General features: G+C 54.6%; 18 protein-coding genes. 11 read left to right on the forward strand and 7 right to left on the reverse strand.

What is annotated here, in order from left to right:
• Window positions 1-339: 339 nt before the first annotated feature.
• The 3 genes from apcA to NCN05_RS06550 are packed head-to-tail and all read left to right on the forward strand — an operon-like array spanning window position 340 to window position 1,559.
• On the forward strand, window positions 340-825 hold the full coding sequence (gene apcA / locus NCN05_RS06540) for an allophycocyanin subunit alpha (protein WP_006849995.1): 486 nt from the start codon (window positions 340-342) through the stop codon (window positions 823-825).
• 39 nt (window positions 826-864) lie between these two features.
• On the forward strand, window positions 865-1,353 hold the full coding sequence (gene apcB, locus NCN05_RS06545; RefSeq protein WP_250397465.1) for an allophycocyanin subunit beta: 489 nt from the start codon (window positions 865-867) through the stop codon (window positions 1,351-1,353).
• Window positions 1,354-1,358: 5 nt separating this feature from the next.
• Window positions 1,359-1,559 carry a phycobilisome linker polypeptide gene (locus tag NCN05_RS06550; RefSeq protein WP_006851140.1) on the forward strand — a complete coding sequence of 67 codons (201 nt, stop codon included), beginning with the start codon at window positions 1,359-1,361 and terminating at the stop codon, window positions 1,557-1,559.
• Between the two features lie 57 nt (window positions 1,560-1,616).
• Here NCN05_RS06550 and NCN05_RS06555 read toward each other — a convergent pair whose 3' ends face one another.
• On the reverse strand, window positions 1,617-2,423 hold the full coding sequence (locus NCN05_RS06555) for a TlyA family RNA methyltransferase (protein ID WP_250397466.1): 807 nt from the start codon (window positions 2,421-2,423) through the stop codon (window positions 1,617-1,619).
• 96 nt (window positions 2,424-2,519) lie between these two features.
• Here NCN05_RS06555 and NCN05_RS06560 point away from each other — a divergent pair, with 96 nt between their 5' ends.
• The 7 genes from NCN05_RS06560 to NCN05_RS06590 all read left to right on the forward strand — a co-directional run bounded on the left by NCN05_RS06560 (window position 2,520) and on the right by NCN05_RS06590 (window position 7,145).
• Entirely contained in the window at window positions 2,520-2,720 is a 201-nt protein-coding gene (locus tag NCN05_RS06560; protein ID WP_114989513.1) for a hypothetical protein, read from the forward strand.
• A gap of 109 nt (window positions 2,721-2,829) precedes the next feature.
• Window positions 2,830-4,068, forward strand: a complete 1,239-nt coding sequence (locus NCN05_RS06565; RefSeq protein ID WP_502988804.1) for an FtsW/RodA/SpoVE family cell cycle protein — start codon at window positions 2,830-2,832, stop codon at window positions 4,066-4,068.
• The gene (locus tag NCN05_RS06570) at window positions 4,068-4,445 is read left to right on the forward strand and encodes a DUF6165 family protein (protein WP_250397467.1); all 378 of its coding nucleotides are present in this window, start codon (window positions 4,068-4,070) and stop codon (window positions 4,443-4,445) included. Before NCN05_RS06565 ends, NCN05_RS06570 begins: the two co-directional genes overlap by 1 nt.
• A 54-nt stretch (window positions 4,446-4,499) precedes the next feature.
• Window positions 4,500-5,213 (forward strand): cytochrome c biogenesis CcdA family protein, encoded by a 714-nt coding sequence (locus NCN05_RS06575; protein WP_250397468.1) that lies wholly within the window; start codon window positions 4,500-4,502, stop codon window positions 5,211-5,213.
• A 5-nt stretch (window positions 5,214-5,218) separates the two neighbouring features.
• Window positions 5,219-6,544, forward strand: coding sequence for a cytochrome c biogenesis ResB family protein (locus tag NCN05_RS06580; RefSeq protein ID WP_250397485.1), 1,326 nt, complete (start codon window positions 5,219-5,221; stop codon window positions 6,542-6,544).
• A 32-nt stretch (window positions 6,545-6,576) separates the two neighbouring features.
• Complete coding sequence (locus NCN05_RS06585) at window positions 6,577-6,804, forward strand: ribbon-helix-helix protein, CopG family (protein ID WP_250397469.1); 228 nt, start codon at window positions 6,577-6,579, stop codon at window positions 6,802-6,804.
• Complete coding sequence (locus NCN05_RS06590) at window positions 6,801-7,145, forward strand: type II toxin-antitoxin system PemK/MazF family toxin (protein ID WP_250397470.1); 345 nt, start codon at window positions 6,801-6,803, stop codon at window positions 7,143-7,145. The genes NCN05_RS06585 and NCN05_RS06590 overlap by 4 nt, the downstream gene beginning before the upstream one ends.
• 9 nt (window positions 7,146-7,154) lie before the next feature.
• On the opposite strand, the gene queF is transcribed toward NCN05_RS06590, so the two are convergent.
• Window positions 7,155-7,544, reverse strand: coding sequence for a preQ(1) synthase (gene queF, locus NCN05_RS06595; RefSeq protein WP_250397471.1), 390 nt, complete (start codon window positions 7,542-7,544; stop codon window positions 7,155-7,157).
• Between the two features lie 126 nt (window positions 7,545-7,670).
• Here queF and NCN05_RS06600 point away from each other — a divergent pair, with 126 nt between their 5' ends.
• On the forward strand, window positions 7,671-8,009 hold the full coding sequence (locus NCN05_RS06600) for a P-II family nitrogen regulator (RefSeq protein ID WP_186541119.1): 339 nt from the start codon (window positions 7,671-7,673) through the stop codon (window positions 8,007-8,009).
• Window positions 8,010-8,018: 9 nt separating this feature from the next.
• On the opposite strand, the gene NCN05_RS06605 is transcribed toward NCN05_RS06600, so the two are convergent.
• The 5 genes from NCN05_RS06605 to NCN05_RS06625 form a co-directional block, all read right to left on the reverse strand.
• Complete coding sequence (locus NCN05_RS06605; protein WP_250397472.1) at window positions 8,019-8,768, reverse strand: YdcF family protein; 750 nt, start codon at window positions 8,766-8,768, stop codon at window positions 8,019-8,021.
• 88 nt (window positions 8,769-8,856) lie between these two features.
• On the reverse strand, window positions 8,857-9,594 hold the full coding sequence (locus NCN05_RS06610; RefSeq protein ID WP_250397473.1) for a class I SAM-dependent methyltransferase: 738 nt from the start codon (window positions 9,592-9,594) through the stop codon (window positions 8,857-8,859).
• A 172-nt stretch (window positions 9,595-9,766) separates the two neighbouring features.
• On the reverse strand, window positions 9,767-10,666 hold the full coding sequence (locus tag NCN05_RS06615; RefSeq protein WP_250397474.1) for an MraY family glycosyltransferase: 900 nt from the start codon (window positions 10,664-10,666) through the stop codon (window positions 9,767-9,769).
• Window positions 10,667-10,733: 67 nt separating this feature from the next.
• On the reverse strand, window positions 10,734-11,684 hold the full coding sequence (locus NCN05_RS06620; protein WP_250397475.1) for an NAD-dependent epimerase/dehydratase family protein: 951 nt from the start codon (window positions 11,682-11,684) through the stop codon (window positions 10,734-10,736).
• Entirely contained in the window at window positions 11,684-12,820 is a 1,137-nt protein-coding gene (locus NCN05_RS06625) for a glycosyltransferase family 4 protein (protein WP_250397476.1), read from the reverse strand. The genes NCN05_RS06620 and NCN05_RS06625 overlap by 1 nt, the downstream gene beginning before the upstream one ends.
• Between the last annotated feature and the right edge of the window lie 76 nt (window positions 12,821-12,896).

A 12,896-nucleotide genomic window follows, 5' to 3' on the forward strand; every position in this document is an offset into this window, starting at 1 on the left:
TGAAGTAAGGCTTCATCGGGATCATTTTTGTGCGTCAGGACCACTCAGTGTCGATCTCACAGATCGCAGTGATGGCAAGGCTTCTCCGCAGAACAGACGCGCCGTGAAGAACTGTTACCTGGCCAAATTTCCCTGGCCATCGCCAGCGCAGAATGCATCAGCCGAATCCAAGGGAGCGAGCTCACCCCGGTCAGTGTTGACCGATGTGAACAAGTCTCACTCCCAACGCTTCGACCCCCTGTCCCAGCCTTTAGTCTGGGACGCGATCCCTCGGGATCACCCCTTATTCACCGGATACCGGTCTCCTACGGGCGGCCGCTTGTTTCGAGGCAGAACTGCATGAGCATCGTCTCCAACTCGATCATCAACGCGGACGCCGAAGCCCGCTACCTCAGCCCTGGCGAACTCGACCAGATCAAAGCCTTCGTCACCGGCGGTCAACGCCGTCTGCGCGTGGCCCAGGTCCTGTGCGAGAGCCGCGAGCGCATCGTCAAGCAGGCTGGTGGTCAGCTGTTCCAGAAGCGTCCCGACGTCATCTCCCCCGGCGGCAACGCCTACGGCGAAGAGATGACCGCCACATGTCTGCGTGACATGGATTACTACCTCCGCCTCGTCACCTACGGCATCGTTGCCGGTGACGTCACGCCGATCGAAGAGATCGGTGTGATTGGCGCTAAAGAGCTCTACCGCTCCCTGGGCACACCCCTGGAAGCATTGGCTGAATCCGTGCGCGAGATGAAGATCGTCGCCATGGGTCTCCTTACCGGAGCCGACGCAGAGGAAGCCGGCACCTACTTCGACTACGTGGTTGGCGCCCTCGCCTGAACCGCACGCTGATTTTCTCCCTCGCCTCCTCACGGATCCATGCAAGACGCCATCACCAACGTCATCAATAAGTCGGACGTCCAGGGCCTCTACCTGGACACGGCTTCGATGGGCAGCCTCGAGTCGTATTTCGCCAGCGGTGAACTGCGCGTGCGCGCTGCCGCCACCATCAGCGCCAATGCTTCGGCCATCATCCGCGATGCCGTGGCCAAAGCTCTGCTGTACTCGGACATCACCCGTCCGGGCGGCAACATGTACACCACCCGCCGCTACGCAGCCTGCATCCGCGATCTGGACTACTACCTGCGGTATTCCACCTACGCCATGTTGGCTGGTGACACATCGATTCTCGACGAGCGTGTTCTGAACGGCCTCAAGGAGACCTACAACTCCCTGGGTGTGCCCATCGGCGCCACCGTTCAGGCCATCCAAGCCATGAAGGAAGTCACCGCCGGACTGGTCGGTGCTGATGCCGGCAAGGAAATGGGTGTCTACTTCGACTACATCTGCTCCGGTCTCGGCAACTGAGCCCCATGCGGTTGTTCAAAGTCACCGCCTGCATCCCCAGCCCTGAAAAGGTTCGGACGCAGCGCGAATTGCAGAACACCTTCTTCACCAAGTGGGTGCCCTATGACAGCTGGTTCGCTGAACAACAGCGCATCCAAAAGCAGGGCGGCCGCATCATCAAGGTGGAGCTCTGCACCGGGGGTCAGCAGGTCAACGTAGGCAACTGAACTCCGCTCCAAAGCGAATTCCGAGCCCGGTTCAATACCGGGCTTTTTTATTTGCCATCAAGTCTGGAGGGTCTGCGCCACCAAAGCATCGAGATCCGGAAGAACAGCGGCATCTCCCTCCCCCAACCAGAGCACGTACTCGTGGTTGCCGGCAGGCCCTGTGATCGGCGAAGCCACCAAGCCCTGGGGCTGCCAACCCGATTCTGCCGCCGCTGCAATCACGGATTCAATGGCATCCCGGTGGGCCGCAGGGTCACGCACCACGCCCCCCTTGCCGACGCGGCTCTTGCCCACCTCAAACTGCGGCTTCACCAGCACCAGAGCATCGGTGTCGACCCCCCGCAACAACCGGCGCAACGCCGGAAGAATCAGCCGCAGGGAAATGAACGACACATCGGTGACCGCCAAACTGGGCCAGGGGTCGTCGGCCCCATAGAGATCGTCGGGCTGGAGATGGCGCAGGTTGGTGCGTTCCCGTAGCACAACCCGTTCGTCGGTTCGCAAGCTCCAGGCCGTTTGGCCATAGCCCACATCAACGCCATAAACACGGGTGGCGCCATGCTGCAGCAGGCAATCGGTGAAGCCGCCGGTGGAGATGCCGCCATCCAGGCAGACGCGCCCCTCCACCACTACAGGGAAAGCCTTCAAGCCCGCCAACAGTTTTTCACCCCCTCGAGAGACGAAGCGGGGGGGCTGCTCCACCCGCAGTTCTCGCTCCGGCGTCACCTCCGTTCCGGGCTTGTCCAACAGGGTGCCGGCGCCATCCCGCACCTTTCCAGCACGAATCAATTGCTGCGCCTGTTGGCGTGAACTGACCAATCCACGGGTCAGGAGTTCCAGATCAAGACGCTGTTTGGACGCCATTGCGACATAAAAGCAGACCGATCCCGAAGAAAACCGGCGATCCAGCGGCTGGAGCCTGTTCTGCCAAGAGGATTGCCTCTCTTCGCGTCGAGGGACGTGTCCAACCACCGCCCCCAACCCGCCAAGGTGGTGCCGCTTTTGCAGCCGGGCAGCTTTGTGCGACTCGACAACCAGCCCTGCGACCTGCCGCCTTTCCAGGTGCTTCACTGCCGCGGCGGACGCTGCTGGGTGCGCCAGCAATCCTGGGGATCCCACGTGCAATGGGAAGTTGAGCATGAGCGGTTGAACGTTGCATAAGCGAAACCGCTGCTCATCAAGCCCTGCAAAGACTCCCAGCCAACAATTCTCTTCAATCAGTGCCTTGGCAAGGCAAGCATTTCACGGCTCAATGGTGCATTGATGCTGGTTGAGCAAACGTTTGGGTCAGGCGACAGCCCTACAAAGAGCTTCGAGACGACGGGGTAAGCAAGAGACTCAGACGTCGCCTCTGGTTCAGCGGCTGCTGCCCTTGCCGTGGCAGCTCTGGCCAGCAGAAGCTCGCCTGTTGATGGGGCTGGCGGGCTTCTGGAGTGTGGCAGGGCTGGTGGTGTTGGCGTCCGCCAGTTGGTGGGTGGCCCTACGGGAAATGGGCGATGGCGGTTTCTATCTGAAACGGCAGGCGATCTGGCTCCTGGCCAGCTGGAGTTTGCTGGGCATCACGATCTCCACCAACCTGCGGCGATGGCTGCGCTGGTCAGGCCCAGGGCTGTGGATGGGCTGCCTGCTGATCGCCGCCACCCTGGTGATGGGCACCACGGTGAACGGCGCCAGCCGCTGGCTGGTGCTGGGTCCGCTGCAGATGCAGCCCTCGGAGCTGGTGAAACCCTTCGTGGTGCTGCAGGCCGCCAACCTGTTCGCCCCCTGGAACCGCATGAGCCTCGACCAGAAGCTGCTTTGGCTGGGGAGCTTCGGCGGGCTGCTGCTGCTCATCCTCAAGCAACCCAACCTCTCCACAGCGGCCCTGATGGGACTTACCCTCTGGATGGTGGCCCTGGGAGCCGGCCTGCGGTGGCGCAGCTTGTTGGGCACCGCCCTGGCGGGATCGCTGCTGGGCACCGCAAGCATTCTGATCAACGAATACCAGCGGATCCGGGTGGTGTCGTTTCTGGATCCCTGGAACGACCCGATGGGAGATGGCTATCAGCTGGTGCAGAGCCTGCTGGCGATCGGATCGGGCGGTTGGATGGGACAGGGCTATGGCCTCTCCACCCAGAAACTCCAATACCTGCCCATCCAGAGCACCGATTTCATCTACGCGGTGTTCGCCGAGGAATTTGGATTCGTGGGTTCAGTGCTGCTGCTGCTGTTCCTGATGCTGGTGGCCTGGGTGGGGCTGCGGGTGGCCCTGCGCTGCCGAAGCAACCAGTCCCGGCTCGTGGCCATCGGCTGCACGACGATCCTCGTGGGTCAGTCGATCCTGAACATCGCGGTGGCCTCTGGGGCGATGCCCACCACCGGTCTGCCACTGCCCTTGATCAGCTACGGCGGCAACTCGCTGATGTCGAGCCTGGTGATCCTGGGCCTGCTGATCCGCTGTTCCCTGGAATCCACCGGCTTGATCGGGGGACGATCCAACGGGCGCCAACGGTCGTTGCGTCAACGCTGATGGAGGTGCAAATTCCCGTTTCAGTTGGGGAGTTGGTCGACAAGATCATCATCCTGCAGATCAAGGCCAACAGGTTCAGCGGTGAAGCCTTAGTCAACGTGCAACGGGAGCTCACGCTGCTGGAGGGTGTCTTGAAAAAATGTGGGATGGAACTGCCAACGGAACTCGTTAAGGCGCTGTCTGAGATCAACCAGCAGCTCTGGACGATCGAAGACGACATCCGTGAACGAGAGGCAAACGGATGCTTTGACGACCGCTTCATCGCGCTGGCGCGCTCGGTGTACCGCTGCAATGACCAGCGGGCTGCGCTGAAACGGCAGATCAACACCGCCACCGGCTCTCACCTGATCGAAGAAAAGGGCTACGCCTCCTATTGAGCCTGACCTTTGCAACGGCTTGGCTGGATAGGCTTTTGGGACTTAAGGGCACCTGTGGACCTGCTGCTGCTCTCCGATTTGGCCCAGAGCAGCGAAGAGCTGCTGCGGCGCGCCCTGGCAGAGCCTGGCCCGCTCACCCTGGCGCTGGTGTTCGGCGGCGGTGCCCTCACCAGCCTCGGCCCCTGTTCGCTGTCGTTGCTGCCGGTGACGCTGGCCTACCTGGCGGGCTTTGAGGATGGCCAACCGGCCTGGCAGCGCAGCCTCGCCTTCTGCGGCGGCATTGTCGGTGCCCTGGTGGTGCTGGGCAGCGTCAGCGGGCTGCTGGGGCGGATCTACGGGCAGGTGCCGGCGCTGATCCCCACATTGGTGGCACTCCTGGCGGTGGCGATGGGGCTCAACCTGCTTGGGGTGCTGCGGATTCCGCTGCCCAGCGGTCCAGATCCGGAGCAGTGGCGCCAGAAGGTGCCGGCGCCGCTGGCACCGGTGGCAGCAGGGCTGGCCTTTGGGCTGGCGGCCTCCCCCTGCACCACCCCCGTGTTGGCGGTGCTGCTGGGCTGGATCGCCCAGAGCGGTCGTCCCCTGGCGGGGGTGGCCCTGCTGAGCAGCTTCGGGATCGGCCAGGTGCTGCCCCTGCTGCTGGCGGGCACCTTTGCCGCCGCCATTCCCAAACTTCTGGCCCTGAGGGGCATCAGTCGCTGGGTGCCGCCAGCCAGTGGAGTGGTGCTGCTCACCAGCGGCCTGCTCACCCTGCTGGCCCGCTGGAGCTGATGGGGATGACGAGCGGGATGGACCCACTGAAACGCCTGGCGGCCTGGCTCAGCGATCTGCGGCTGGCGATCATGCTGCTGCTGCTGATTGCCCTGGCCAGTGCCATCGGCACCGGCATCCCCCAGGGGGATCCCCCCGCCAGCTACATCGATGCCTACGGCGACACCCCCTGGTTGGGGCTGCTCCACGGTGAGCAGGTGCTGCAGTTGCAGCTCGATCACGTGTATTCCAGCGGCTGGTTCCTGGCCCTGCTGGCCTGGCTGGGGCTGGCCCTGATCCTCTGCAGCTGGCGGCGTCAGTGGCCGGCCCTGGTGGCGGCCCGGCGCTGGATTGATTACCGCACCCCGCGCCAGCTGAGCAAACTCGCCATCGCCGAGAGCCGATCCTGCCCAGACCCCAGCCAGAGGCTGACGCAGCTGGAGACACTGCTGCGGGCGAGCGGATGGCAGGTGCAACGCAAGGAGCAACGGCTGGCGGCCCGCCGCGGCGCCATCGGCCGGGTGGGGCCGCTGCTCGTGCACACCGGCCTGGTGCTGCTGATGCTTGGCGCAGCCTGGGGGGCCCTGGCGGGGAACCGCTTGGAGCGCTTCCTGGCCCCCGGCCGCAGCCTCGATCTGCTGGATCGCGATGGCACAACCCAACTGACCATCACCCTGGACCGCTTCGCCATTGATCGGGATCCGGCGGGCCGAACGGAACAGTTCCGCTCCGCTCTGCAGCTGCAGGGACCCAACAAAAGCTTGGATGCCGAGATCAGCGTCAATCACCCGCTGCGGCACCGGGGCATCACCATTTACCAGGCGGATTGGTCGCTTGCGACGATCAGCCTGCAGATCGGGCGTAGCCCCGTGCTGGAGCTGCCGTTGCAGACCTATCCGGAGCTGGGCGATCAGATCTGGGGGCTCGTCTTACCGACCCGCCCCGATGGAACCGAACCGGTGTTCCTGAGCCTGGAGAGCGAACAGGGACCTGCCACGGTGTTCGATGCGGACGGCCAGCAGCTGGCCCGGCTGCGACCGGGTGGTCCCGCCGCTGAGGTGAAGGGCTTGCCGATGCGGGTGGACGCGGTGCTGCCGGCCAGTGGGCTGCTGCTGAAACGGGATCCGGGGGTGCCGCTGGTGTATCTGGGCTTCGCGGTGCTGCTGGTGGGCGGTGGACTGAGCCTGGTGGCCACTCGGCAGCTGTGGGCCATCGCAGCCGATGGAACCCTCAGCGTGGGTGGCCTCTGCAACCGCAACCTCGCCGCCTTCGCCACCGAATTGCCGGAGCTGCTGGAGCGAGTGGTGGGCACTGAAGATGACAACCGCCCCCAATCGATCAGAGCCAGCTAGGATGTTCAACGTAGCGTTGAACACTTGTGACCATGGCCATTGGTGTTCGCGTCGAGCCTGAACTCGAACAACAACTGGATCAATTGGCGGAACGCATCGGGAAGAGTCGCAGCGCCTGCGTCCGCGAAGCCATCGCTCAATACGTGCAACGGTTCGGCCAAAACGACGAAGCCCTGCGGCAGTCGACCTTGATTGCCGAGCATGCCCGTCAGACAAATTGGAGCGAGCAAGTGCCGGACTGGAGTGACTGGACAGCATGAGCGCCGTGGTTTTGCAGCGCGGACTGATCGTGACCCTGGCCGCAACAGGGGCGTATTCCGGCAAACCAAGACCAGCCGTGGTGGTGCAAGCCAACCGATGGCTACAGGGTCATCCCAGCGTCACGCTCTGCCCTCTCACCAGCACCCTGCTGGATGCGCCGCTTGTGCGTATCCAGGTCACACCCAATGCGAGGAACGGATTGAAGAAGGCGTCCCAACTTATGGCTGACAAACTGTTCACGGTACCCACCACAAGCATTGGTGCAGTGGTGGGCGTTCTGGACCCCGACGGACTCAGAGCTCTGGATCTCGCCCTTCGCGCCTGGCTGGACCTGGCCTAAACCAAAGCTTCAGCAGGGCTGACGGGTGCCATGGCTCACCCGCACCACAGTGTGGACGTTGCCGCGGGGGTTGAAATCCGCCTCCAGCTGCATCCACACCGGATCGGTAACCGCCACCAGGTCATCAAGAATGCGGTTGGTGACCTCCTCATGGGAGATCGACTGGTCGCGGTAGCTGTTCACATACAGCTTGATCGCCTTGAGCTCCACCACCCGTGGCCCGGGTTGGTAGATCAGGTGCAGCACCGCGAAGTCGGGGTAGCCGGAGAAGGGACACTTGCAGGTGAATTCCGGGAGTTCGATCGACACCTCATAGGGACGCCCCGGCCGGGGGTTGTCGAAGCAAATCAGCTCGGATTCAGCGATGGCGCGTTCGCCGTAAAGGGGGGTCTGGGTCAAAGGACGCTTGGGGCTTGTTCTGGAGAGTGAACTTAGGAAGTCGAGCTTCAGCAGCGTTCTGTAACAGCGGTCACGCACAGCTCTGGTAAGCACGCCATCCTTAGGGAACCATCAGTACTTCCCCTCATGAAAAAGGTCGAAGCGATCATTCGTCCTTTCAAGCTGGAAGACGTGAAGGTGGCGCTGGTGGAAGCCGGCATCATCGGTATGACCGTTAGCGAAGTGCGGGGTTTCGGGCGCCAGAAGGGCCAGGTTGAGCGGTATCGCGGCTCAGAGTTCACCGTGGAGTTCCTGCAGAAATTGAAGATCGAAGTGGTAGTCGAGGACGACCGGGTGGAAGACGTGGTCAAGTCGATCGCCGATGCCGCCCGCACCGGCGAAATCGGCGACGGCAAGATCTTCATCAGCCCGGTGGAATCGGTGGTGCGGATCCGCACAGGGGATCGAGACAGCACGGCGCTCTGAGGATTAAAGTCACCAGGACCGATACACCAACCGACCTAATAGTTCTCGCAAGGCGCGGGAACTGTTAGCAAGAGCACCAGCGGTAGGCATCAATTGGGTGGGATCACTCCATAGCGGACCAGCCCAACTACCACGAGCTTGGAAATCCACCGGGAAGGGGAACACCTGTATACCCTGGGCCTCGAAAAGTTTTTGAGCTCGTCGCATATGAAAGGCACTGGTCACCAGTAGCACACGGGACTTACTTGTAGGCAGTAAGCGGCGAATGGCCGCTGCTTCCTCTGCTGTATTGATCACCGGGAGGGTTGTCGACATTGCCGCCAATGGAACCCCGCGGGATGCAGCTTCCTGGAGATAATGCTGGCCTTCCGGGAGCTGACCGGGACTAAAGGGGCTGACACCTCCAGTGAATAACAGGCGAGGCGCCTTACCAGCACGATAAAGGTCAAGACCGGTCAAAAAGCGATCGGGGTCAAGCCACTCGCTCAACCGATTCGGGCCGGGAGCAGGGTGGAGACCAACACTGAGAACGACAACGGCATCGGCCTGCGGAGCCTCCGAGGTGGAGTGACGGCTGTAGGGGGCTTCCAACCAGCGCCAGAGACTTTGGCTAACAAAACCTAATGAAAAAAAACTAAGAATAAGAAACGCAGCAAGAGAAAGTGCTCGCCATCGAAAAATCAAACCTAAAAACAACAAAGCCAAAGAAAGACACAAGGGCAATATCAAGAGCGGAATAACTTTGGCGAGCAAGTACATAAGAGAAATTGCAGAGCAAAGGGGGACTACATATAGCAAATAAAAAAATTTGAAACAGGCAAAGAGACTATAAACAAAGAAAAATAAATTATATTTTGCGAATCAAAGAGGAATCGGGAACACAAACGAAACCAATAGAAGGAGAGACAAAAGACGGAATAAACTGAAAAGGCGATTTAAGTGTTTTTATAATTTTTAAATTCAACCTAAGAGTTTGAGACAGCCATCTCCAGTCGAAACCCTTATGACCCAATACATGGCGATCAACGTTATCCAAACGGTACAAAGATGCACTAAGGGTTTCATGCCATCTATATTCTTTATACCTTGAATAACCCATCAAAAATGAACCAATATTTTTAATCAATATGGAAGGACCAATCTCAACAGGTACAGTCACAAGCAAACAACCAAAACGACTCTTCCCAAGGGAATCGATGACTCTGGATACAACTAAAGGGGGTATATGCTCAAAACTTTCATGAGCAACGATTAAATCAAAACCATCAAACTTACCAATCCAAGACTCAACACTCTCGACGTGAAGCGAAAAATCGGGATTACCCCCGAAGGAACGCAGCGCAACGTCGGAAAGAGTGCTATCAATTTCTACAGCATGATAGTCTACAACAAAACCTGACTTTTTTAATATATCGTAACACCTAGACGTGCCAGATCCGATGTCGAGAACTTTAAGCGGTTCTGAGGATTCATCACTTAGCGATCTAGCAAGCTTGAGCAAGACCTTATACCTGAAGGAATGCAGATACGAGTTAATTAAATTGAAGCTCTGATTTTTTTCATAGAGAGTAAGATCGCTTTTCATTTAAGGATAGAGGATTCACTGATGAAATTCTAGCATTACCGAAGAAGTTTGATGGCGCCGAAAATGTCAACGAATAGCTAGAAATAAGGAAAGTTAAAACAAATAGCTATATCCGACAAAAAGCAAAACTAAGGGAAAGTTAAAAAGAAAATTTGCAATGGAGTGTAACTACTTAACGTAAAAACGGAGTAGCCACAAAACGATCAAGCCAAAAACCATAAAGAATAACTAGAACTGAAAGTGGGAGAATAAACAGCAAACCTCCAAAGAGCAGTGCAAGGGCTAAGAATAAAGAGGCTGCTATATAAGAAAAAGATACAGATTGGTGTGACCAGCCAGCCTGATGCAAGCGCTGAAAAAGATGAAGACGATGGGCCTGGAAAATAGGCTGGCGAGCGTTGAAACGTCTAAGAAGACAAAAAAAGGAATCAGCAAAAAGGGGAGTAGCAACAAGCAAACTAGTAAAAAAGTGAAACCAACTATGACACTGCAATACAATACCAATAAATATTGCGCCAAGAAAAGTACTTCCTACATCACCCATGAAAACCATGGCAGGAGACCAATTGAGAAACAGGAAACCGACAAGTGAGCCAACTAAAATCCAAATAGGAGAGGACACATCAACGAGAATAGAAGCACAAGTAATAGCAACGATCATACATCCGGCAACCAAACCATCCATCCCATCCATAAAATTAGTGAAATTAATAATAGAAATCGAAGCGACAAGAAGAAAGAGAAAAACACCAAGAAATAAGCAAAGGCCAACCGGGTCAGAGAAATGGATATTTTGAACAAAAGGACTCTGTAAAACTAAACAAAAAGCAGTAAAAACCTGAACGAGAAAACGTAAAAGGGCTGATAGGCTATATCGGTCATCGATAAATCCTGCAACAGCAAGTGGAAAACAAATTAAGGGGAGCCGCACAAAAACAGAATCATCAGCACTAAGAAGACAAAAAACCGAAGAAATAAAACTAATGACAACAAAAACAAAACCTCCACCACGTGGAGTAGCAATGACGTGTGAACTGCGAATATTGGGAAGATCTAAGAAAAAATTTCGCAAGAAAGGAATAGACGACCGTAAAAGCAGATAACTAAGGATTGCAGAAATGAGAACATACATAAATCGATCAGAAAGTGTGATCAGGAGTGAAAGATTGTCTTAGTCCTTCTTGCATGGAATAGGGAGGCTTCCAATCAAGCAATGTACATGCATAGGATGGATCAAGAATAAGAGAACCACAAACACGTTGATAAAGAGAAGATAGGCCAAGAAGAGAAGAGAACAAAGATAATAAGAAAACAGGAAAAGGAAACAGAAGAATAGGAGTGCGCATAGTGGCAGCTAAAGAGCGTAATAGAGATGATGTAGAAACATCAATACAATCACTGACAAGAAATACATTTCCTGGGGCCAAGGGGTGATGACAACAAAGCGCCAAAAAATCAATTAGGTTATCTAAAAAGATGAAACTACGGCGGTTATTGATAACAGAGGCTAATGGTAAAGGCAATCTAAGTGAAATAAGTTTTGCTAATAATTTAAAGTTTGCTTTGCAATTTGGACCGTAAATGAGAGGGGGACGTACGATAACTATATCCATGGAGCTGTTCGAAAAGGAGTCAATTAATCGATTCTCAGCCTCTAACTTCGATAAAGCGTAGGGATCTGTGGGGAGAGGAATATCCTGAGAGGTAAAAGGGCGTGAGGCGGAAGTAGTATCACCATTTACTTTAATAGAACTAAGAAAAATAAATCGCTTAACACCAGCACTAAAGGCTAACTGAGACAAGAATAAAGTATCATCAACATTACAACGCCTAGCGAGTTTAAGAGAACTAGTATAGTCTGATGAGGCAACATGAGCCAAACCAGCTAAATGAATTACACATTTGATATCAAGTGACTTTAAACGTTCAACAGTTAAAGATGAAAATGAGTCAGCAACTAATGGAGTAATACCAGGAGGGAATGCACATACCGACCTAGAAAAAGCAATGACTTTGAAACCAAGCTTATGGAATAATAGACAAGCACGATGACCAACAAAACCGTTAGCACCAGTAATGAGAATACGCATCAAACTGATTTGTTGAATAACTCATTATAAAATTGAAGATGCATTTCAACAATATGTTTAATATCAAAAAAAAGCTCAGCATGTTTACGAGCGGCATGCCCCATAGACACAAGTTTTTCCGGGTTAAGTGTTAAATCACTTATAGCCCTAGCTAATGCAGAGGAATTACGAGAGGGAACAAGAACACCAGTAACACCCTCAACGACAGCATCACGACATCCCGGCTCAACTGTGGTTATAACTGCACGTCCACAAGCAGCTGCTTCGCAAATAGCTTTCGGCAAACCTTCAGGATAATAAGAAGGTAGACAGAAAATATGGGAATTAGATAATATGGTGGATAGATCAGTGCGAAAACCTAAATATTCAATAGTGCCGTCGGAGACCCATTGCTCAATCAAAAGAGGAGATATTGACAACGGGTTAGAACTGTCCGGGCTACCAACCAACTGAAATCTAAGAGAGGGATTAGATTTTTTTAGTTGCTGTGCAGCTTGGACAAACTCTAAAACGCCCTTGGAAGACAATAATCGGCTAGCAAGAACAATGGTAAAGGGTAGAGGTGGTAAATCATGAAAAGTAAAAGTAGATAAATCAACTCCAGATCCAGCTAAAGAACGACAATCAGAAGCAGGAATTTTACAAGATGATTTCAGGAGTTCCTTGTCACGAGAATTCTGAAAGAGAACAATACGGTGCCGTGAGGAAAGCGCGAGACGGTAGAGGCGTACGATAAAAAATCGCCTGACTTGAGCATGGACTGATTTGCCTAAAAAGACATGGCCTAAACCTGAAATCGCATAAATTATTCGCTTACAACCCGCAAGCTGAAAAGCAATACCACCTAATAAAACAGGCTGAATGGTAACAAGATGGACAATATCAGGCTTAAGAAAAATCCCAATAAAAAAACAACGAAAAAAAGTATCCAAAAAACCTAGAGGGTTACGACCACTTCTATCAATAGATAAATCATAGATTTGAAAGCCAAGATCTCTAAGGAAAGATTTATTTTCAGAGGTTGTAAAAGTTGTAGCTATGAAAACATCATGGCCATTCTCTAGGGCAGCAACGGCGATGGGAAGACGATGAGAGATGAAAAACCAATCAACATTGACAACAATTAGAATTCTCATCAATTAATAACAATAAAAAGGATAAAAGGGAGAATGAAAAACACAAAAGAAAAGCTATTTACAATAAATGTAGATA

This window comes from Synechococcus sp. MU1651 (assembly GCF_023630635.1).
Lineage (GTDB): Bacteria > Cyanobacteriota > Cyanobacteriia > PCC-6307 > Cyanobiaceae > Parasynechococcus.